The 18,940-nt window shown below is 55.3% G+C and carries 25 protein-coding genes; 17 read left to right on the plus strand and 8 right to left on the minus strand.

Annotated elements, in window-relative coordinates; translation table 11 throughout:
* Window position 1: 1 nt before the first annotated feature.
* The 11 genes from CU103_RS21560 to CU103_RS21610 all read left to right on the plus strand — a co-directional run bounded on the left by CU103_RS21560 (window position 2) and on the right by CU103_RS21610 (window position 7,530).
* Entirely contained in the window at window positions 2-1,051 is a 1,050-nt protein-coding gene (locus tag CU103_RS21560) for a flagellar hook-associated family protein (protein WP_106666083.1), read from the plus strand.
* A 47-nt stretch (window positions 1,052-1,098) separates the two neighbouring features.
* Complete coding sequence (flaF, locus tag CU103_RS21565; RefSeq protein WP_106666084.1) at window positions 1,099-1,443, plus strand: flagellar biosynthesis regulator FlaF; 345 nt, start codon at window positions 1,099-1,101, stop codon at window positions 1,441-1,443.
* A 2-nt stretch (window positions 1,444-1,445) separates the two neighbouring features.
* On the plus strand, window positions 1,446-1,889 hold the full coding sequence (gene flbT, locus CU103_RS21570) for a flagellar biosynthesis repressor FlbT (protein WP_106666085.1): 444 nt from the start codon (window positions 1,446-1,448) through the stop codon (window positions 1,887-1,889).
* A complete protein-coding gene (gene flgD / locus CU103_RS21575; RefSeq protein WP_106666086.1) occupies window positions 1,886-2,284 on the plus strand; it encodes a flagellar hook assembly protein FlgD in 399 nt (132 codons plus the stop codon). The genes flbT and flgD overlap by 4 nt, the downstream gene beginning before the upstream one ends.
* 2 nt (window positions 2,285-2,286) lie before the next feature.
* The gene (locus CU103_RS21580; RefSeq protein ID WP_106666087.1) at window positions 2,287-2,553 is read left to right on the plus strand and encodes a flagellar biosynthetic protein FliQ; all 267 of its coding nucleotides are present in this window, start codon (window positions 2,287-2,289) and stop codon (window positions 2,551-2,553) included.
* A 132-nt stretch (window positions 2,554-2,685) separates the two neighbouring features.
* The gene (gene flhA, locus CU103_RS21585; protein WP_106666088.1) at window positions 2,686-4,776 is read left to right on the plus strand and encodes a flagellar biosynthesis protein FlhA; all 2,091 of its coding nucleotides are present in this window, start codon (window positions 2,686-2,688) and stop codon (window positions 4,774-4,776) included.
* A 10-nt stretch (window positions 4,777-4,786) separates the two neighbouring features.
* Complete coding sequence (gene fliR / locus CU103_RS21590) at window positions 4,787-5,536, plus strand: flagellar biosynthetic protein FliR (RefSeq protein ID WP_106666089.1); 750 nt, start codon at window positions 4,787-4,789, stop codon at window positions 5,534-5,536.
* Window positions 5,537-5,594: 58 nt separating this feature from the next.
* Window positions 5,595-5,942, plus strand: coding sequence for a hypothetical protein (locus CU103_RS21595; protein ID WP_146147836.1), 348 nt, complete (start codon window positions 5,595-5,597; stop codon window positions 5,940-5,942).
* 75 nt (window positions 5,943-6,017) lie between these two features.
* Window positions 6,018-6,596, plus strand: a complete 579-nt coding sequence (locus CU103_RS21600) for a rod-binding protein (RefSeq protein ID WP_106666141.1) — start codon at window positions 6,018-6,020, stop codon at window positions 6,594-6,596.
* Between the two features lie 62 nt (window positions 6,597-6,658).
* The gene (locus CU103_RS21605) at window positions 6,659-7,060 is read left to right on the plus strand and encodes a flagellar protein FlgN (RefSeq protein WP_342588909.1); all 402 of its coding nucleotides are present in this window, start codon (window positions 6,659-6,661) and stop codon (window positions 7,058-7,060) included.
* On the plus strand, window positions 7,057-7,530 hold the full coding sequence (locus CU103_RS21610) for a hypothetical protein (RefSeq protein WP_106666092.1): 474 nt from the start codon (window positions 7,057-7,059) through the stop codon (window positions 7,528-7,530). The genes CU103_RS21605 and CU103_RS21610 overlap by 4 nt, the downstream gene beginning before the upstream one ends.
* 568 nt (window positions 7,531-8,098) lie before the next feature.
* On the opposite strand, the gene CU103_RS21615 is transcribed toward CU103_RS21610, so the two are convergent.
* The gene (locus tag CU103_RS21615) at window positions 8,099-8,254 is read right to left on the minus strand and encodes an entericidin domain-containing protein (RefSeq protein ID WP_106666093.1); all 156 of its coding nucleotides are present in this window, start codon (window positions 8,252-8,254) and stop codon (window positions 8,099-8,101) included.
* 843 nt (window positions 8,255-9,097) lie between these two features.
* Between CU103_RS21615 and CU103_RS21625 the strand changes: the two genes are divergently transcribed.
* From CU103_RS21625 to CU103_RS21640, 4 genes are all read left to right on the plus strand, one after another.
* On the plus strand, window positions 9,098-9,523 hold the full coding sequence (locus CU103_RS21625; RefSeq protein ID WP_146147837.1) for a hypothetical protein: 426 nt from the start codon (window positions 9,098-9,100) through the stop codon (window positions 9,521-9,523).
* Between the two features lie 128 nt (window positions 9,524-9,651).
* On the plus strand, window positions 9,652-9,873 hold the full coding sequence (locus CU103_RS21630; protein WP_245448932.1) for a DUF982 domain-containing protein: 222 nt from the start codon (window positions 9,652-9,654) through the stop codon (window positions 9,871-9,873).
* A 556-nt stretch (window positions 9,874-10,429) separates the two neighbouring features.
* Window positions 10,430-10,576 (plus strand): hypothetical protein, encoded by a 147-nt coding sequence (locus CU103_RS31505; protein ID WP_170117094.1) that lies wholly within the window; start codon window positions 10,430-10,432, stop codon window positions 10,574-10,576.
* An 80-nt stretch (window positions 10,577-10,656) separates the two neighbouring features.
* Window positions 10,657-11,214, plus strand: a complete 558-nt coding sequence (locus CU103_RS21640; protein ID WP_106666098.1) for an ATP-binding protein — start codon at window positions 10,657-10,659, stop codon at window positions 11,212-11,214.
* 44 nt (window positions 11,215-11,258) lie between these two features.
* Here CU103_RS21640 and rnk read toward each other — a convergent pair whose 3' ends face one another.
* Complete coding sequence (gene rnk, locus CU103_RS21645) at window positions 11,259-11,699, minus strand: nucleoside diphosphate kinase regulator (protein ID WP_106666142.1); 441 nt, start codon at window positions 11,697-11,699, stop codon at window positions 11,259-11,261.
* A 1,232-nt stretch (window positions 11,700-12,931) separates the two neighbouring features.
* Between rnk and CU103_RS21650 the strand changes: the two genes are divergently transcribed.
* Entirely contained in the window at window positions 12,932-13,930 is a 999-nt protein-coding gene (locus CU103_RS21650; RefSeq protein WP_106666099.1) for a YihY/virulence factor BrkB family protein, read from the plus strand.
* A gap of 45 nt (window positions 13,931-13,975) precedes the next feature.
* Here the strand turns inward: CU103_RS21650 and CU103_RS31510 are convergent, their stop codons facing one another.
* Entirely contained in the window at window positions 13,976-14,158 is a 183-nt protein-coding gene (locus CU103_RS31510; protein ID WP_162707243.1) for a hypothetical protein, read from the minus strand.
* Window positions 14,159-14,179: 21 nt separating this feature from the next.
* On the opposite strand from CU103_RS31510, the gene CU103_RS21660 reads away from it, so the two are divergent.
* Window positions 14,180-14,785, plus strand: a complete 606-nt coding sequence (locus CU103_RS21660) for an HWE histidine kinase domain-containing protein (protein ID WP_106666101.1) — start codon at window positions 14,180-14,182, stop codon at window positions 14,783-14,785.
* Window positions 14,786-14,995: 210 nt separating this feature from the next.
* On the opposite strand, the gene CU103_RS21665 is transcribed toward CU103_RS21660, so the two are convergent.
* The 5 genes from CU103_RS21665 to CU103_RS21685 form a co-directional block, all read right to left on the minus strand.
* On the minus strand, window positions 14,996-16,090 hold the full coding sequence (locus tag CU103_RS21665) for an extracellular catalytic domain type 1 short-chain-length polyhydroxyalkanoate depolymerase (RefSeq protein ID WP_106666102.1): 1,095 nt from the start codon (window positions 16,088-16,090) through the stop codon (window positions 14,996-14,998).
* Window positions 16,091-16,469: 379 nt separating this feature from the next.
* The gene (locus tag CU103_RS21670; RefSeq protein ID WP_106666103.1) at window positions 16,470-16,787 is read right to left on the minus strand and encodes a PepSY domain-containing protein; all 318 of its coding nucleotides are present in this window, start codon (window positions 16,785-16,787) and stop codon (window positions 16,470-16,472) included.
* A gap of 90 nt (window positions 16,788-16,877) precedes the next feature.
* Window positions 16,878-17,474, minus strand: a complete 597-nt coding sequence (locus CU103_RS21675; RefSeq protein WP_106666104.1) for a general stress protein — start codon at window positions 17,472-17,474, stop codon at window positions 16,878-16,880.
* A 28-nt stretch (window positions 17,475-17,502) separates the two neighbouring features.
* Window positions 17,503-17,823: a hypothetical protein gene (locus CU103_RS21680; RefSeq protein ID WP_106666105.1), complete on the minus strand. Its 321-nt coding sequence runs from the start codon at window positions 17,821-17,823 to the stop codon at window positions 17,503-17,505.
* A 444-nt stretch (window positions 17,824-18,267) separates the two neighbouring features.
* Window positions 18,268-18,858, minus strand: coding sequence for an SOS response-associated peptidase family protein (locus CU103_RS21685; RefSeq protein ID WP_106666106.1), 591 nt, complete (start codon window positions 18,856-18,858; stop codon window positions 18,268-18,270).
* Between the last annotated feature and the right edge of the window lie 82 nt (window positions 18,859-18,940).

Consider the following 18,940-nt stretch of genomic DNA (forward strand, 5'->3'; position numbering starts at 1 on the left):
TATGAAAACCCAATCCGTTTCGTCTTATGTCCTGGCAAACTCGACGCGCAACATCCTGGCAAGGGCGCAGGCCGACCTCGTCAAGGCGCAAACCGAGGCCACGACCGGCTTTGTATACGATAAGGGGCTGTCCCTGGGCAGCCGGACTGGCCAGTCGGTATCATTGCGCAAGGAGCATGATCGTCTGACGGTCCTGACCGATACCAATGCCACTATTAGCGAGCGCATGACGACGTCACAGGACGCGCTCAGCAATCTCATCAAGGGCTCCCAGGACTTCCTCGCCATGGTGACAGCGATGAAAGGCGGGGCCGCGGGCGGGGTCGTTGCGGTCGACAAGGCAAAGGTCTTGATGCAAACCGCCACGGATCTTGTCAATACCAGCTTCAATGGAGAGTATGTGTTCGCCGGGGTCAATACGGACGTGAAACCGCTTGGCGACTACGATGCTGCAGGAAATCCCGCACGTGCTGCGGTTTTGCAATCATTCCAGGACTATTTTGGCTTTCCCACCACCGATCCGCAGGTGGCCAGCATCAGTGCTGCCGACATGAAGAATTATCTTGATACTTCGTTTTCGCTTGAGTTCGATGCGACGTCCTGGTCGGCCAATTGGTCGTCAGCATCCGATACCCTGGTCAAGAGCCGCATTGCCCCAAGTGAACTGGCCGAAACCTCCGCCAGTGCCAATGGTGCCGGTTTCCGCAACATAGCCATGAGCTATACGATGATTGCTGAACTTGGTGATATCGGACTGGGCGAATCCGCGCTGGACGAAGTGGTTAGCAAGGCCATGCAGACCACCACGGGCGCGATTTCGGCCCTCGCCGACACACAGTCCTTCCTAGGCAACGCTCAGGCTCGAACGAAGGATGCGACTGATCGGCTGACTGTACAGATCAAGGTACTCAACAGCTCCGTTCTGGATCTTGAAGCCGTCGATCCCTATGAGGCGGCAACGAGGGTCAATGCCCTGACGACGCAGATTGAGGCGTCGTATGCGCTCACGGTCAAGCTCCAGAGCCTGAGTTTGCTCAACTATCTGAAGTAAATTGCGCCGGGCGCCATGATCGCGTCCGGAGAAAACTGGAAAGATAAATGTACCAGGCCCGATACGACGACATCATGAGCGATGGCGCAGACAGCGCCAAGGAGCAGGAACGCTCTTTGTTCGATCAGTCCATCTTGATGCTTGAACAAGCGCGGGACGAAGGTGGCTATTCCTATAAGGGCATTGAAGCCGTTCAATTCACGTCCCGGTTGTGGATGCTGGTGATCGAGGACCTTGGCAATGCGGCCAATGGATTGCCAGCTGAATTGCGGGCCTCGCTGATTTCGATCGGCATTTTCATCATCAAGGAGCTGGAAGCCATCCGCCAGGAGACGTCCACGGACTACGACAGCATTATCGAAATCACCAAATCCATCCGCGATGGGCTCTGATCATGAAAATCTCGCTGCGCGCCGGTGAAAAAATTTACGTCAACGGTGCTGTTTTGCGCGCTGACCGGAAAGTGTCACTTGAGTTCATGAATGACGTGAGTTTTCTTCTCGAGAGCCACGTCATTCAAGCGGATCAGACCACGACACCCCTTCGGCAACTCTATTTTGCCGCGCAGATCATGCTGATCAATCCCTCAATCAAGGATGAGGCCAATCGCACCTTCAAGCGGATGCTGAACGCGCTCCTGGCAACGTTCGAAAATCAACACATGCTCAAGGAATTGAAGTTGATCGACGAAATGATCTGCAACGGCCGCGTATTCGAGGCTCTTAAAGCCATTCGCCTGCTCTACACCCTGGAGGAACAGATTCTCCGCGGTGCGGACACTTCCTTAACCATTTCTTCTCAAACAGACCAGGCCACCACGCCGGAGGCAATCGTATGACCACCATTCCCGCCGTAGGAACCCAACAGACCAACAAGACTGCCGATACGAAGGCGAGCGGTCCCGGTGTGGACTACCAGACGTTTTTGAAGCTTCTGGTTGCCCAGATGAAGAACCAGGATCCGACACAACCGATGGACGCTACACAGCAGGTCACGCAGCTGGCGCAGTTTTCGAGTGTCGAGCAGGCCGTGCAGACCAACGCGAAGCTTGACCAATTGCTGGCAAGTTCCTCCTTGCAGCAAGCTGACGGCATCATCGGCAGAACAGTTACCAGTGCCGATGGCAAGATAAGCGGTATCGTTGAATCGGTCCGCATCTACAATGACGGGATGATCGCGACCCTGAAGGGCGGCGCCACGCTTCCCATTACGGCTGGCATTGTCGTCAGCTGATCATGAATGAGGCCGATGCGCTCGATATCATCAACCAGGCCATCTGGACGGTGATTGTTGCCTCCGGCCCAGCGGTCGCAGCGGCGATGCTTGCCGGTGTGTGTATTGCCCTGTTTCAGGCATTGACGCAAATCCAGGAAATCACCCTTACGTTTGTTCCGAAAATCCTGGTCATTCTTGCCGTTCTCGCTCTGACTGCCCCCTTTGTCGGTTCGCAGATCAATACGCTGACCTTGCTCGTCTATTCACGCATTGAGAATGGATTCTAGCAGCGATTCATCCGTTGCTGCGCGTGGACATACATCAAGCACCGAAAACATCCACGATCACTGGCAACTGCACTGCTTTGGCCTCGCGCAAGCTTCGCTGCTTAGTGTTGCGGCGACAACAGGAGAATACCCGTGCAGCAGGCCGCAGTAAAACGATTGGGCGACAAGGGCTATCTGACCGGCAGCGATGTCGGACTGGCGCTCGGCATCGTCATCATTCTCACGGTCCTATTTCTGCCCGTTTCGCCAATGGTTCTCGATATCGGGCTTGCCTTCTCGATCGCCCTTTCTGTGCTGATCCTGATGGTGGCGTTGTGGATCCAGCGGCCCCTCGATTTCTCCGCTTTTCCCACGGTGCTTTTGATTGCCACAATGATGCGCCTATCGCTCAACATTGCGACCACGCGTGTCATTCTCACCCATGGTGACGAGGGCTATGCCGCGGCTGGACAGGTCATCCACGGCTTCTCGCAGTTCGTCATGGGTGGCGATTTCGTTATCGGTCTGGTGGTCTTTGCCATCCTGGTCATTGTCAATTTTCTCGTCATCACCAAGGGCGCAACGCGTATCGCGGAAGTCGGCGCACGCTTTACGCTGGATGCCATTCCCGGCAAGCAGATGGCCATTGATGCGGATCTTTCCTCAGGATTGATCGACGAGAAGCAGGCGCAGCACCGGCGCCGGGAACTTGAAGAAGAAAGTGCGTTCTTCGGTTCCATGGATGGTGCATCAAAATTCGTGCGCGGTGATGCGATCGCTGGCCTTATCATTACGGCTGTTAATATTTTTGGCGGCATCATCATTGGTGTCACCCGTCATGGCATGGAAGTTGGTCAGGCGGCTGACGTTTTCACCAAGCTCTCCGTCGGCGACGGCCTCGTCACCCAGATTCCCGCGCTGATCGTATCGCTGGCAGCGGGCCTTTTGGTCTCCAAGGGTGGCACACGCGGTTCTACCGACAAGGCTGTGTTCGGCCAGCTCGGCGCTTATCCGAAAGCCCTCTTCGTTGCAGCACTGCTGCTGTTCGTGCTTGGTATCCTGCCGGGTTTGCCGGCGTTGCCGTTTTTCGTGCTGGCGATCGGTCTGACCGCCATCGGCATTTCAGTGCCGCGCAAACTGGCACGGGTCGCGGCGGCAGCACAGGCTGAAGCCGCGTTAAAGCAGAAGGCGGCAGAAGAAGAAGATCGCAACTCCGTTCGGGCATCGCTTGAGACCGCACAAATTGAACTGTGCATGGGCAAACAGCTTTCGGCCCGGTTACTCGCTTCCCAGCTGGAGTTGGCGCACCGGGTCAACAAGATGCGCAAGAAGTTTGCGGTCGAATATGGGTTCGTCGTGCCGGAAATCAAAGTCACGGACGATTTCCTACTGCCGCCAAAGACTTACCGCATCAAGATCCACGGAACGGTCGTTGCCTCGCACGAAGTCAGGGTCGGCGAAATCCTGGTCATCCCCGGCGACCGTCCGCCACCGCATGTTCCGGGCGAAGAGGTGAGGGAACCCGCCTTCGGCATGAAGGCCTATTCCGTACCGGAAACCTTCGCCGCAGAGCTCAAGCGCGATAACTACATGACCGTCGACAATCTTTCGGTGATCCTCACGCACTTGAGCGAGATTGTCCGCAACAACCTGGCTCAGCTGCTTTCCTACAAGGATATGCGCGGATTGCTGGATCGGCTCGGACCCGAATACCGCAAATTGCTCGATGACATCTGCCCGGCGCATCTATCCTATTCGGGCCTGCAGGCAGTGCTCAAGCTTCTGCTTTCAGAACGGGTATCGATCCGCAACCTCAACCTCATTCTCGAAGCGATTGCCGAGGTTGCCCCGCATGTTCGCCGCTCTGAGATGATCGTGGAACATGTGCGCATGCGCATGGCGCAACAGATTTGCGGCGATCTTGCCGACAATGGCGTGCTGTCGGTCTTGCGGCTTGGCAATCGCTGGGATCTTGTTTTCCATCAAAGTCTCAAGCGCGACGCCAAGGGCGAAATCACTGAATTTGATATAGATCCGCGTCTTCTGGAGCAGTTTGGTACTGAGGCGAGTGTCGCGATCCGCAAATATCTTGATGCCGGTGAGCGTTTCGTTCTCGTCGCATCACCTGAGGCACGGCCCTATATCAGAATGATCATCGAGCGCTTGTTTACCACCTTGTCAGTGCTATCGCATGTCGAGATAGCACGCGGGGTTGAAGTGCGCTCACTCGGGACGATTTCGTGAGGCCTGGCTCATGCCGCCGTTAAGCGACACCATCGTTGCGGCCTTTCTGGTTTTTGCGCGCGTTGGCGCCTGTCTTCTCGTTATGCCCGGCATTTCCAGTCCGCGTATTCCCATGCAGATTCGGCTGTTCCTGGCGCTGGCCTGCTCTTTGATGGTGGTGCCACTGGTGCTGCCGCAGGTCGCACCTGCCGTCAAATCGGCGCCCTTGTTGCTGATGCGCATTGTCGTTGTGGAAATCATCATCGGGGGCATGATCGGCGTCCTCGCGCGTCTCTATTTCTGGGCATTGCAATTCATGGCCAATGCGATCGCAATGGCAACCGGCTATTCCGGCGCGCCCGCAGGTTCCATTGAAGCGGAAGAACCGCAGGCGGCAATCGCCAGCTTCATTACGCTGTCAGCACTGTGCCTTTTTTTCATTTCCGATCTGCATCTGGAAGTGTTTCGCGCCCTGCTTTCCTCTTATTCGGTCATCCCCGTCGACGGTATCTTTCAGCCAGGAACGGCTATGGTGAACGTGACCGATACCCTGTCGAAGGCATTTCTAAGCACGATCCGCATCGCAGCCCCGTTTATTGTCTTCGCTGTCGTCGTCAACATTGCCGTGGGTTTGATCAACAAGCTGACACCATCCATTCCAGTCTATTTCATTTCGATGCCCTTCGTTCTCGCCGGAGGGCTGATGCTGCTCTATTTCGCGATGCCTGATCTGTTGCGGTTTTTCAGCAATGAGGCTGGCTCCTATCTGAGGAATTTCTGACGTGACGATCAATGTGAGATCCAGAACGTCTTATCTTGCAATGATCAGGCTGCAGAAGTTGGCCAAGGCCAGCGCGGAGATGGAACTATCCCGCCTGGGCGCGCAGGCCGGCGCGATCGAGGAAGAAAATACCGCATTATTCAGGATGCATAGTGACCGCTTTGATGGAAGTGCCGCGATCGTTCCTGCCAACATCATCATGCGGCGGCTGGAGACGAACAAGATGCGCCAGGCGCAACTCGGTGAACGCATGATTGCGCAAAGACAAGAATTGGTAAGGGTGTCGAGAACCCTTCAAATACTGGATCGTCGGCTTCACGCACTCGGACAAGTGATGGAGCGTTTCGAGGCGGCTGCCGAGATGGATGAATATATTGGCCATTTGTTGGCGAAGGGTTCTATTTGAACATGCGAGGCTCAAGCCTCCCGTAAGTTTGGGTGGGTAAAGTGCACATCGTGAAACAGGATGGAACAGCAGTCGATGGCCATTAGCCCGCCTTCCGATTTGGTACTGGATGTCGCAATGGCGGCTGATCCGCAAACCATGCGGGCGTCGGTTGAGAAACTGCGCACCATGGTATCTGACCGGGTGGCGGCGCAGGTGCAATTGTCTCGCGACAGTTTTGCATCAATGCAGCAAACGGGTATTGCCCCCGATGGCGCAACACCCAAGGCACCCGATGCGCCCAATCCAGCATACAAGAAGTTCGAAGCTTTCATGCTGCAGTCGTTTGTCGAGTCCATGTTCACAAGTGACAACCAGGCAGTCTTTGGTCAGGGCATTGCCGGTGACTACTGGAAATCGATGATGGCGGAAGCCGTCGCGAACAAAATGACCGATGCCGGCGGTATCGGCATCGCGCGCATGCTGGAACAGCAAAGTGCCAAAAAGGCCAATAATGAACCGGCTTCGGCCACGGATGTGAAACCGGAATTAGCCAATGACGAACGCCATTTCAGGAAACAGGATTCAAATGTCATTTTGTACCAGATCGAACGGCAACTCATTCACAAGCAACTGAAATCGACGCAAAACGTTGAAGAAACCCGACAGGGCTGAGGCCGAAAAGATTGGAGGGAATGGATATGGAAACAGTGAACGATAATGAGAACCGCAGCGATATGATTGAAACAACATTATTTGCCCCGAGGAATGAACCGGCCCTCGACCCCGTCCTTTTTGCTATCCGCCGCTTGGAAGAAGTCGTCGAGCACGAAACACGCTTGCTGCTGGATGGCGTGACAGTCGACCTTGCAAACATCAATGCCAACAAGAGCCGGGGTCTGCGCGATTTCAACAAGGCAATGGGCAAGGCGGCGAAAACGGTCGATATATCAGCACTCAAATCGCTTCAGCCGTTTCTTGATAATTTGCGCCAGAAACTTGACCGCAATTGTGACGCGCTCAAACTTCACTTGCGTGCCGTCACGGAACTGACGGGTCTCATCCGCGACGCGCTTGAAACACAGGAAGCCGATGGCACCTATACGGTGCATCAGTTGAGAGACGGGCAGGGAGCATGATCCGTACTGCAATAATCGGCCTGTGGATCTGCGGCGTAGCACTCGGCTCATTGTATTTCGCCGTTTGGCAGAATTCGGCGACAGCTGCGGTTGCACCTCAAATCGGTGACGCAGCGCTGGATGACGGCAAGACCGACGTCTTTAGTGTTCCCGTTATCATTGATAACACAGTCCACGGCTACGTCGTGACGCAGCTTGCCTATACGCTCGACAAGTCGGTTAAAGCCTCCGTCAACGTGCCGGTATCCTATTTCATCAATGACGAGATTTTCAACCAATTCTACGGACATTATTCGGATGTCATAGACGTGCAAAAGGTCAAGTTCGACGATGTCAGGAAGTCGATTATCGACCGGGTCAATCAGCGGTTTGCGCAGCCGCTGATAAAGGACCTTCTTGTCGAGCAGTTCAATTATATTACCACCAGTGAAATCCGTAACCAGAATACGAAGGGTCTCGAACGCCCGTAATTATGGAACGCATGGACTGGCGGAACCGGTCCAACGGATGACTGATGTAAAGTGCCGGTTTTGAAGCTGGCGCTTTTTTCTTGTCGGCAACGGCCACCAATCCTGCCTGGTCCTCGTCGTTTGGACCTATGTCTGTTGCAGTTCGGATTAGCCTGAACCTTGGAGCGGCAGCTCGAACGACGGAAGCAGCGCTTTGTCGTCAAGTTGCGCTTTTCACCTCTCGAAGGCCCGCGTGGAACCATTGAACCCCCCGCTTCGTTGTTTTGTACTACCAGGATTGGATTTGGTTGCAAAAAAGGAGGCCTGTCATGGATCTCACGACCCTGCTCATCATAGTTCTTATCATTCTATTGCTCGGCGGCGGCGGTTGGTACGGCCGAGGCAGGTGGTACTGACTTCGGCATTCGCTCGCAGATCAGCTTGTTGGCCCGATATCGCTCAACGGCGACTGTTTGGGTTCACGGTTTGCGCGCGGCGTGAGCGAGCGAGGACCTTTTCCTCGCTCGTTCTAGCAGCAATTGTTAGGAATTAGCGTTGGTTATCTCACTCAACCTCAGACAAAGTGACGTTAGTTCGTGGATCTCGCGACGCGGTGACCCGCTGATTGCGTTGCATTCACGGTATTGGCTGTATCGGCACCCATACCGCGAATAGTATTCGCGCAACCAGAAATCGCCAGAATTGCCAAAATAGCTGCGATAGGAAAAACAAGTGAAATTTTCATAGCTCTCTCCGGGGTTAATCAACGTGGGGACAACGCGACGCAGAACCATTCGTTCCAATTGGAACAACCCATGTCAGGGACGGAGATCATGGAGACCAAAATGTTTGCCGGCACATTCACCTTCCTCGCGACGATAGAGTGCAGGTTTTGGGGTCACTGAAATGCCTCTCGACTGTCTTTAAGGCATATGAGGCAAGAGACGAAATCGACCATGTCACAGTTAAATGACAGGTCCGCTTGACTTGGGCTAGCTTTCACTATGGAACGGCACGGGTCGCCCGGGCTATTCCAGAAAAACGCCGACCGATCCGGCGCGGCCCAGTACCTGCAGAGTCCACACGCGATGCGGGCCGGGTCATTTTCTTTCTCTTTGCCGGTGGCGGCGCATGCCCGAACTTTAAAGTGTGAAGACAAGTGAATTCCGGGCCAGATCGCCAAATCGCGCCACCGATTGGAAGTTGCAAGTGAAAATGCGGCGCGCGCATAAACAGCAAGGGAGCTGGTTGATAGCGGCTTCACTGACGACGTTGTTGGAAGCTCCTGCCGCGATTTCCAGGTTGCTGCGAGGCGCGCCGTCAAGCCGGAGTTTGAAAATCCTGCAGGCTGTTAAACCAGGACACTGCTTGGTTCCTCATTTTCAAGCTCCTGGGGGAAGCAAATGCGACACTTATTTGTTGCGTTAAAGACATCAAATCCCAGGGAACCAAGAATGTCCTCTGGAAGACATTCTGTTTGACGCCACGGGTGAAAGAGAGCATTTTTAAGCTGTCGCCAGCTATATTTTGGCCGCTGGCGTTTGAGAGATGGAACGCTCCCGCCAAACATGAGTGGGAGGAGCACTCAGTGTTGGTTTCCAGATTTGATCGTATGTATTCCCCTGCAGACTGGCGTATTTTGGAGCTCGCTCATCGCAAGGCCTGCGCCATGCTAGATCGCGATCCGGAATATCATCCCCATGCCGAACGCGTCGCCTACGCCGTCATGATCTTCTTTGAGCGTGGCGAACGAGACTTTGGCAGGCTCTCCCGTATGGCAGTAAAACACGAACTGACCTTGCTGAAAACGAAGAGGTTAACCAGACACCAAAGTTGCCTGTCGCAACCGATCGCCTCCGATGCAAGAGACCACAATGTCGATCGTCCGCGCCAGACCAGCAGGCGCTTGGCTCCTTCTCCGGCGCGCATACTGCGACGGAAGGGGTCGACCTTCATCTTGGTAATGGATCCAAGGTCAGGCAGCGTTGGTTCTGGACCCGTACAGCAAGATTGAGGTTTTGCGCCTGCATGGGGAGCACCGCGGTTTATTGCATTTCCGCCGCTCCAATTGCATCTGGAACCTGCCACCTCGATCAGCGTTTCTGAGCCATGCGCAAACTGCCATTCCCGTACGTGACCATCATGACGCACCAAGTCGGGAAGATGCACAACATTACATCAGTGGAAGAGGCCGCAGAAAATCTGGCAATGAATTGGCCGATCAAGAACGGCCCGATGCTGTCGGCGGCCAGACAGGCGTGTCTGGACGCCCTGGAAGGCAGGATCACTTGCACTGAGGCTAGAACTGCCTTTATCGCAGCGGCCCGCGAAGCCAATATCTATATCGGCCGGCAGGAGGTCTAACCCTATACTCGAAGGTGCGCCAGGTGCTCTTTTCAGAACCGGTCTAGGTCCTCCCGGCGGATCGAGAGGCTATACACCGCATTGTCGCGGGTCCTACAGCAAAATTCACGCCGGTTTCCTCGATATTGCGGAAAGTCTGTGCGCCTTGATGCATTTCTTTTCCAATGCAGCTGTGCAGGCGGCAATCGAGCGTGGCTTGTCCGAGGTAGCTTGCGAGCCGGTGCAGCGCAAGATAATGCACAAGAGCGCCACGAGCCTTGCCGCATGGCGCGCGCTGCCGCATCGGGCGTGTGCGCAATCGTCTCCCGGACGGGCTTTGACAATTGTCAATAATCAAGGAAGGGTAGCGAGCCACGATCGATGAGAATTTATCACCCAAACAACCTAGTATGGCCTGATGAGTTACATTTGACATTATCCCGCGCTATGGCGAGGCAATTGAGTCAACAATCCCACGGGGAGAAGCACCATTAATCTACACCTGCCCGACGTTACCCTTACGAGTTATACGAATGGCGAAATCGTCACGGGGCCTAATCGATTGGACTTTGAGGCCATGACGGAACTGATCAAGCCCGTTGTCGGTTCCGATACTGAATTCGACAAGTTTGTCGAAGAACTCATGGACGAAGGCCGATCGACGATCAAACCCAAGGACCGCCCGAATAGCGAGATTATCGTTGCCATGTTCCAATCGTCGTAGTGGACCCACAACAGCCGATTTTGCGTTGCTTGCGGTATCAGACAAGAAGTGTGCAGTTCGGCGCCGGCAGGAAGATTGGAATGGAGGTTGCGCTGGAATCTTCAATCTACGTCACCGGGGCATCGTGTTCCGGAGTGACAACGCTCGGTCGCGGCCTGGCGTCAGCGCTAGGATTGCGTCATATAGACTGCGATGACTTCTATTGGTTCCCAACCAATCCCCCGTTCACGACCAAGCGTCCGCCTGCCGATCGTGTCCGCCTGATCCGCGAGGCGTTGGGAGAGGAGGGCTGGGTATTATCCGGATCATTTGACGGTTGGGGGGATGCCCTCATTGAACGCGTCGATCTGATCGTATTTATCTACACGCCGACGCCCGTTCGGATGGAACGTCTTCTGACTCGCGAACGGGAACGCTATGGCAACCGGATATTGCCGTCGGGCGACATGTACGAAATCCATAGCAATTTCGCGGCCTGGGCCGCTCAATACGACAAACCGGGCTTTCCCGGACGAAGTCTGGCCCGCCATGAGGAATGGCTGGAGAAGCAAACTGCCCCCGTCTTGCGTCTTGATGGCACCCAAGATCCCCCGGCTTTGGTCTCGCGGGTACTCGCTAATCTACGCGGAATCGGTTGAGCTACAGAGGCGAGGGACGAGGGATTCGTGTGCATAGGCCTGCTTCAGCTTGTTGCGCCGGAACCGGAAGTCTGCGTTCCGGCGGGATGTTTCCCAACTGCTAAAACCGTCAGCTTGTGCTGCCGATCATCCCGTGCAGTCCAGTCTATCGTCTGTCCCGCGGCCAGGCCGAGGAGGGCAGTTCCGATTGGGGTGAGGACGGAAATCTTTCCTTCAGAAATGTCGGCGTCCCCCGGGAACACAAGCGCCACGGTACGCGCATCTCCGGTGTCAGTCTCATACTCGACCGTCGATCCCATTCGCACGACGTTTGCCGGCACCAAGATGTTGGCGACGACACGTGCACGTTCGAGCTCGAGCAAAAGACCATCGGAAATCTCGGGAAAGCGATCAGCCGCGGCGAGCGCGACATTGTTCAATCGCTCGTGATCTGTCTTGCCGATCACGATTGACGGCTTTCGTGGGGTTTTGACGTGTTTGTTCATTTTCTTGCTTTCACCCAGGCCACAACGCAGACGTGCATTACCGCCCAAGCGTCTTCCAGGGATCGTTATCGGAGAAATATGGTGTGCTCAATGCACTGTTACGACTGTTCTACCCCGCGACCCGGGGCGCATTTTGCGGCCGGGTCGGGGGGCAATCTCCCGCGATGGAACAAACCCTGAAAATTGTTCTTGCGTGATGGTTGAACACCATAAACATTTGCAGGCGATATCCACTTCGGTCGACAGCTACGTAAATTTGTACTTCACTCCAATACTTGATGGCTGCCACCAGAAAGTCAAGGTATCGGATTAACTCAGCCGCCCTAGCGTTCAGGTGTTCGTGGCTTTGCACTGCCGGACAGAAGGTCGCATGAGCTTGTTTTATTTATTGAAAATGCCATATTGGGGTTATGATTGTTCCGCTTGAAATCATTGAAAGCTGTTCCCCCCGAGCGCATGATTACGCCCGGGGCGTGAAGGGTGCAGACTGATTGATCACCAGATTACACAATCCCGGGTTTCGAATTCAAAATAAAAACCACTCGAAACGGCCTTTGAATACTTCAAAGGTTAAGGGAAATTGTGATGTACATACCAAAACCACCAAAAATTTGCAGAAATTGCAGAAATACTATTCCGGGAGCTGCACGCCGCTGTGTCTGGTGCGCCGCTGGCACAGCAAGCCGCAAGCAGCGAGCGTTTGATCAGTCGGATAGGTTTCAGACGTCCTCAAACTACCCCCCGTTTCGAGGAAAGGACCGTGAATATCTCGGGTGGCAGCAAACGGGTGACGTGACAGCTCCATTCGTCCAGCTAGCTGCAATATCTCCAATCTGCACGTGCAGATTGGTAGTTCGGAAATCCGTTTAGCGCTTGGACCCCAACAGAAGGTCGGCGAGGCTTGGCAGAGCCACTTCTGTGCCAGGGACTTGTGCGCCTGGCAGGATTTTCGTGGCACGGGCGCTGAAATCAGAATCGTAGCCGAGGTGAATTCTCGCGCCAGACCTGGATCGCCAAGAAGCTCGAGTGGCCGGACAACGAGTTGGTGACGACTTTAGTTGCAATGATCGCTGAGTCGTTGAGAACTTTCGGAACACTGGCATCGAATGAGCGTTTTAGTCCGTTCACATAAGGTGGTTTGTCATGGATTGGAACCGCGCGGAGCGGGTTAAAGCAGAATTGATGGATTGAGGATTAAACGTTCTGCGATGACCCCAGCTTCCAGGAAAACAATGGCCGACAAGACGCAGATGCGGCGCGCACGGCAGCAGGGGCGAGGGCGCCGGGCGCGCGCGCCTGCTGAAATTCCAGCAAAGGGCTGGAAGGACGTCCTTTACAGAATCTATAACGCATTGTGGGAAGACCGGATCATGTTGATTGCGGCAGGCGCAACATTTTACCTGCTGCTTGCCTTGTTTCCCGCGCTGACCGCTTTTGTCTCCTTGTATGGATTTCTGGCCGATCGTTCCACCATCGCCGGCAACACGTCACTACTCATTGGCATTCTTCCGCTGGACTCGGTAAATCTGATCCGGGCCCAACTTGAGGCACTTGCAACGCAAGATACCAAGGTTCTCAGTCTCGGCTTCTTCATCGGACTTTCCGTAGCGCTTTGGAGTGCCAACAACGGCATCAAGGCGATTTTCGAAGCCTTGAATGTTGCCTACAGTGAAAATGAGGGCCGCAGTTTCCTGAAACTCAACCTTGTGTCGTTTATTTTCACGCTCAGCGGCATGTTTTTTGGAATTCTCCTGATCATTGCGCTCGGTGCTATCCCCGGACTTCTGACGCTGGCTGGTCTTAACGGTTGGAATACTGCGCTGGTGAGCTTGGCGCGCTGGCCGTTGATTGCGGCCGTCGGTGCTGGCGCCATTTCTGTCACTTATCGTTTCGGACCAGACCGCGAGCGAGCCAAATGGCGCTGGCTGTCCTGGGGAGCGGTCCTTTCAACCTTGGTATGGATGATTACGTCGGCGGGATTCACATTCTATCTTGCCAATTTTGCCGACTACAATGCCACATATGGGGCTTTGGGCGCGGTCGCCGGCCTGATGGTTTGGATATGGATCTCACTCATGGTCCTCATTCTCGGCGCTGAACTGAACGCGGAACTGGAACATCAAACGGCAATCGATACCACCACGGGAGATCCGCTGCCGATGGGAAAACGCGGAGCCGTGGTTGCTGATACCCTTGGGGAATCTGCCAACGAGACCAGAACTAAGAATTGAGTTGCTGAAGTCGTTCGGCCGCCTCTCCTTCCTTTAAGCTCCGCTTCAGGCAAAACGCCGCCCGAAGCATGTTGCACAGTTGACAGCCACAGCGGCCATTTCGCCAACGTCCCATTCATCGCCAAGACGATCGGGCGCGATGTGCGCAATGGCTGCGCGCATCAGGGCGAGAAGGGACCTTGCTTTTGCGCCCGCGACATTACCGAGCGCAGGCGAGCGGAGGAACAACAGCATCTCCTCATCAGGGAGATGGATCACCGGGTGAAAAACCTATTCACGCTCACTTCCAGCATCGTGACGTTGAGCGCACGCTCGGCGACGACGTCTGAAGAATTGGCAGCAGCTGTTTCGGCGCGCCTGATCGCATTGGCGCAGGCGCACGCCCTTACCATCCCGCGTACGTCCGAAGCTGCCGGACGCAATGAGCAGGCAACGACGCTGCGCACCTTGATTCAGACAATTGTTGCCCCTTACGGGGGCGTCGATCGCAGCCAGTCGCGGGTTGTTGTTACGGGCCCGGATATCGCGATCGCAGGTGGCGCAGTGACGAGTTTCGCGCTGCTGCGTGAGTTTGCAACGAACGCTGCGAAGTATGGAGCCCTGTCTGTCCAGGAGGGGCGCGTCGATATTTCCTGTGTCGATGATGGCGATCATTTTGTCCTGACCTGGAACGAAAGCGGCGGGCCACCAGTCGATCGCCAAACCGATGGCGAGGGTTTCGGAACCCTTCTTGCCAAGGCGACCGTGCGTGGACAACTCGCCGGCGCCATCTCCCGCGACTGGAAGCCCGAGGGATTGTCCATACGGCTCATGGTCGCGCGCGACAACCTGAGCGTCCAGCGATCCGAGGATTAGAATTGGCTGCCCAGTAATGCAACATGTGCAGACAATGTATTGCCATTTGCCGCGTTGAGGCATGGCAGCTTGCTGCGGCAAGCAAAGCGTTATTTGGACGCATGCCAACGGCTGCCCGGCCGCGGACTGCATCAAACACAGGCACGAAGTCCATTGGTCCTGACCCACTTCGGACCCTGCTTCGCACAGCCGCGTTTGACCAGGCAATGATCACTTCATCAAGCCCGCTGCCCGCAACGCATCCTCGATCACGCCACGCACTGGTCGATTGACTTGCCTGGTACTCTCGTCCCTCGCGCCAGGAGGACACGATGTCACGGCCACTTCGACAGGGGGTATTTCACTTTCCCCAATCAAATTCCACGAGTTGGCGATGTGCCACGTCGATGAGATGCCGACGTCAAGCATGAAGACTGAGGGGGTGCCCAAGCCGCTCGCACCCGGCTTGATCGGGGTGCCGTGGCCCATCCCGCTTATGGTGTGAGCCTCAACCCGGGTAATACCCGCGTTATCGCTCCAGGTGCGACACTGGTGACGCTGCGATTGCGATGTGATGCGTGGAGCGTCCTTCAGGTCGTGCTGGTGCCACCACTGACCGATGATCGCTTCCATATTAATGGGATCGACTGTCCTATCTGCAGTTCCATGCCACACCGAAACCGCGGGCCATGGACCTTGGTGATTGGATGCCTGGCGGACCTTTTCAGCAAGAATACGGCCCTCCTGGATGCCGTGGCCGCGCATGCGGTCGAATGCCTCGGGAACGTTCGACGCAGTGCCGAACGGCAAACCCGCGATGATTGCCCCGGCCTTGAACATTTCAGGATAGGTTGCAAGCATCGCTGCAGCCATCGCGCCGCCGGCCGACAGGCCAGTGACGCAAATGTTCGTCCGATCGAGGCAATACCTGTGCGTCAGGGAGACCACCATCTGACTGATTGAATGCACTTCGCCTTGGCCGCGGGTGGTATCGGCGGCGGCAAACCAGTTGAAACAGAGATTGGGATTATTGCTTCGCTGTTGTTCGGGAAAGAGCAAGGCAAATCCATACCTGTCGGCAAGATCGGACCACCCGGAGCCGTGGTCGTAGGCGGCTGCCGTTTGCGTGCACCCATGCAAGACCACCACAAGTGGCGATCCGGGCTTGAAATTTGTCGGAATATAGATCCACGCGAGCAGGCTGCCGGGGTTTTGGCCGAACTCGGCCATTGGCTGCAAACGCGTGTTGGCGTTTCGTGGCAAAGGCGAGGATTTTAGCGTTCGGCTGGCATTAAGGCGTTTGATAGTGTCGGCGATATTTCTCATGGCGACGTCCTTTCCAGTCAACGACCGGGACGGCGCTGATCACCGTTAACGCAGGTGCGAGATAAAGGTTGCTGCACTGCACAAATTGTTAGCATTGCTGGATCAAGCCGGCCCTTGAGGATGGACCAGAAGTTTTTGAGGACACAAGCGTGGTCGCGCAAGCGCGGACGCGATTGGCTGTCCTACTGCGGATGCGACGCCGAGGGTAGCCTTCGAAATGCTGAGCGCAGATAAACTGCGTGCTCTTAAGCACCGGTAACCCTGGCCTTCGCCGCAAATGGTGAGAATAGAAAAGCTATTTCTTTGAAATGGTTCCTGTTAACCTCGCGCCACCATTGGGCGCGAGTGCATTTGTGCAAATTCGGTCCTAGCGTCGCTGCTAATCGACGGAAATAACCTCGCCCGAGCGGCGATCAACGCTAACGCGCATATCATTTCCGCGGCGATCAGATCCCTCAACAAGGTATCGGGACCGCGTACGTCTCACGTCGTCCACGCTCCTTATCCCTTCACGTTTTGCTATTCGCACGGCCTGGCGTTCATCAATCTCCATCGTACGGCGGACCATCCGCTCACGGCTCGGCTGCTGGAGCCGCACGCCTCCGGGGCCAATCTCAATGGACTGTGCATAGCTTTGCGGCGCTGCGGTGAGGGTAAGAAGCACAGCTGTGCCGATAAGCATAAATTTCTTGAACATGATTTTCTCCAATTGTGTAAAAATTCTCATGGATCGACCGTTCGAGCACCACGCTTGGGAAACGCGGCACTCGAACGGTCGGCTTAAAATTTACAACGGACGATGTTCTCGCACGCGATCCCGCTCACGTGCGAGTTCCTCTTCGGTCAGATCGGGGCTGTTTGGATCAAACCCCTGCCAGCCTTCCTCGCGGTACATGGCACGGCGCGCCGTAACATCAACCGGCGCATTGTCGTTGAGAATTGATCGAGCAACATCGCCCTGATCCTCTTCAACCCTGACCGACACCAATGTGCTTCCCCGGCGTACGCCTTCCGCATAGACATGGGCATCATCTTCATCAACGCCGGCGTTCGTCATTGAACCGATAATGCCGCCAGCAGCTCCCCCGGCGACTGCCCCGGCCGCAGCCCCAGCTGCGGTGGCCGCGAGCCAGCCAGCCGCTACCACGGGCCCAACTCCTGGGATGGCCAGCATACCAAGGCCGGCAAGGAGGCCACCCGTACCACCGACAACCGCTCCAACGCTGGCGCCGGTCGCGGCCCCTTCTCCGGCATAGGATTCGTTTGTTTCACCCTCGCGGCCGACGATGCTGATGTTGGACGAGGAAATCCCCGCATCTTCCAATGCGTTGACCGCGGTGCGAGCGTTTGCGTAATTATCGTAAAGTCCTGTGACTGTTTGCATGAAAATCTTCCTAAATTGGTTTCAAACGTTATTTGGCGGCTTCGGTGATATTGCCCTGAAAGTCGAGTTGGACTTTAAGAGGCTTGCCATCTTTCATGGCCGAAGCGGTCCAAATCCCATCCTCACCCTTTGTAAGGTCGGCAACCTCAGAGTACCCTTTTTCTTCAATCCGTTCCTTGGCCTGGCCTTCAGTAAAGCTGTTCGCGCCAGGAACTGGAGCTGCAGGATTTTTCGAATCGGGCGTTGATACGGCAGGCGTTTGCGCATCCGTCGCAGGCTTTGTTGCGTCTTGCGCATAAGCTGCCGAAACAATGGAAAGTGCGCCAAGCATAAGTGCGATACGTCTCATGGTTTCTCCTATTTTCTGATTGGCTGATCCGATCAGCTGAGGAAACAACTCGGCCTTGCGCTCAAAGTTCCGGCCTCTTGGGAAAGTCGATGGGATATATTTTTTCCTTTAGAGGGAACCTTTATGGATCCTCGCGCGGTGACGCTGTGGTGCGCTCCTTCCTCGTCAAAATAGAAATGGTGGCCAAGGGCCGACGCGGTGGTGAAATTGCGAAAGGGCCAAAACAGTTTGCGCAATTGGTTCTTCAGCATACGATGTGGATATGTCCAGCCGGTCATCGTCTATACAGCGCATCGCGGCTTCGAGGCATCAGGACTTCGTCCTTTTGTGAAGACACTATCGCCATCTGGGCAAGGGATTTCAAAAAAGATTTCGGTTGGACGATGTCGCTAGCGAACAAACCTCATCCGTCTCCACTGGCTTTCCGAGGTTTGGTATCTGGCGTCAATCAATCCCCGCCCGGACGGTCTCCACAGTCAGCGACCCTCCCCAAAGAGGCTGCAGCAGTTCTGCCTCGGACTTCGTCAGGTAAATCCATGCGGCCCAGTTCTCAGGGCGAAGCACAACGACTTGGCGATTGTGATACGGTTCTACATCCGGTCCCGGCATCGTCGTCAACATGGCGAAGGATGCCGGATGGTTGCCCTGGCCCTCTCGCCAGATGCCGGCAATTGCCAGGAATGGCGCGTCGATCAGGGCGAAGCGATGCTTGGTTTTCGGATATTTCTTGCCAGTGAATTCAAAGAATGCAGTTGCAGGGATGAGGCAGCGTTTGCTGTCAGCAAAGTGCCGTCCCTCTGATCGGAAATTGAACACGGGTCCGCCGCGTCCTGACGGCTGGAAGCTGAAATTCATCGGAGAAAGTTCGATTTGGTTTCCAGCGGCACGCATCACGGGAGCCATGTCGTTGACCCTGATGTCATCGGCCTGCGGGAGGTCAAGCTCATTTTGATGCGTGGGAATGCCAAGCTTTAGGGCTTGCATCATGTCGCAATATTCGGCCCAGCGGATGTGTTGCTCATAGTCGTTGCACATGATTGATCACCCACTCAGTATCGCTCCCGGGGTAGGCTTGATCAAGGCCAAGTCTGGCCGAATATCCTTGCTGTCTAATGTC

The sequence above is a fragment of the Phyllobacterium sophorae genome, from assembly GCF_003010965.1.
Lineage (GTDB): Bacteria > Pseudomonadota > Alphaproteobacteria > Rhizobiales > Rhizobiaceae > Phyllobacterium > Phyllobacterium sophorae.

What these genes read in the sequence shown, in the direction of transcription:
- CU103_RS21605 (WP_342588909.1), top strand. Translation starts at nt 6,659, where the DNA reads ATGATTGAAACAACATTATTTGCCCCGAGGAATGAACCGGCCCTCGAC.
- flgD (WP_106666086.1), top strand. Translation starts at nt 1,886, where the DNA reads ATGACCACCATTCCCGCCGTAGGAACCCAACAGACCAACAAGACTGCC.
- flbT (WP_106666085.1), top strand. Translation starts at nt 1,446, where the DNA reads ATGAAAATCTCGCTGCGCGCCGGTGAAAAAATTTACGTCAACGGTGCT.
- rnk (WP_106666142.1), bottom strand. Translation starts at nt 11,699, where the DNA reads ATGAACAAACACGTCAAAACCCCACGAAAGCCGTCAATCGTGATCGGC.
- CU103_RS21580 (WP_106666087.1), top strand. Translation starts at nt 2,287, where the DNA reads ATGAATGAGGCCGATGCGCTCGATATCATCAACCAGGCCATCTGGACG.
- CU103_RS21665 (WP_106666102.1), bottom strand. Translation starts at nt 16,090, where the DNA reads ATGAGAAATATCGCCGACACTATCAAACGCCTTAATGCCAGCCGAACG.
- CU103_RS21660 (WP_106666101.1), top strand. Translation starts at nt 14,180, where the DNA reads ATGGATCACCGGGTGAAAAACCTATTCACGCTCACTTCCAGCATCGTG.
- CU103_RS21640 (WP_106666098.1), top strand. Translation starts at nt 10,657, where the DNA reads ATGGAGGTTGCGCTGGAATCTTCAATCTACGTCACCGGGGCATCGTGT.
- CU103_RS21630 (WP_245448932.1), top strand. Translation starts at nt 9,652, where the DNA reads ATGACGCACCAAGTCGGGAAGATGCACAACATTACATCAGTGGAAGAG.
- CU103_RS21600 (WP_106666141.1), top strand. Translation starts at nt 6,018, where the DNA reads ATGGCCATTAGCCCGCCTTCCGATTTGGTACTGGATGTCGCAATGGCG.
- CU103_RS21670 (WP_106666103.1), bottom strand. Translation starts at nt 16,787, where the DNA reads ATGTTCAAGAAATTTATGCTTATCGGCACAGCTGTGCTTCTTACCCTC.
- fliR (WP_106666089.1), top strand. Translation starts at nt 4,787, where the DNA reads ATGCCGCCGTTAAGCGACACCATCGTTGCGGCCTTTCTGGTTTTTGCG.
- CU103_RS21560 (WP_106666083.1), top strand. Translation starts at nt 2, where the DNA reads ATGAAAACCCAATCCGTTTCGTCTTATGTCCTGGCAAACTCGACGCGC.
- CU103_RS21675 (WP_106666104.1), bottom strand. Translation starts at nt 17,474, where the DNA reads ATGCAAACAGTCACAGGACTTTACGATAATTACGCAAACGCTCGCACC.
- CU103_RS21680 (WP_106666105.1), bottom strand. Translation starts at nt 17,823, where the DNA reads ATGAGACGTATCGCACTTATGCTTGGCGCACTTTCCATTGTTTCGGCA.
- CU103_RS31505 (WP_170117094.1), top strand. Translation starts at nt 10,430, where the DNA reads ATGACGGAACTGATCAAGCCCGTTGTCGGTTCCGATACTGAATTCGAC.
- CU103_RS21650 (WP_106666099.1), top strand. Translation starts at nt 12,932, where the DNA reads ATGGCCGACAAGACGCAGATGCGGCGCGCACGGCAGCAGGGGCGAGGG.
- CU103_RS21610 (WP_106666092.1), top strand. Translation starts at nt 7,057, where the DNA reads ATGATCCGTACTGCAATAATCGGCCTGTGGATCTGCGGCGTAGCACTC.
- CU103_RS21685 (WP_106666106.1), bottom strand. Translation starts at nt 18,858, where the DNA reads ATGTGCAACGACTATGAGCAACACATCCGCTGGGCCGAATATTGCGAC.
- CU103_RS21615 (WP_106666093.1), bottom strand. Translation starts at nt 8,254, where the DNA reads ATGAAAATTTCACTTGTTTTTCCTATCGCAGCTATTTTGGCAATTCTG.
- flaF (WP_106666084.1), top strand. Translation starts at nt 1,099, where the DNA reads ATGTACCAGGCCCGATACGACGACATCATGAGCGATGGCGCAGACAGC.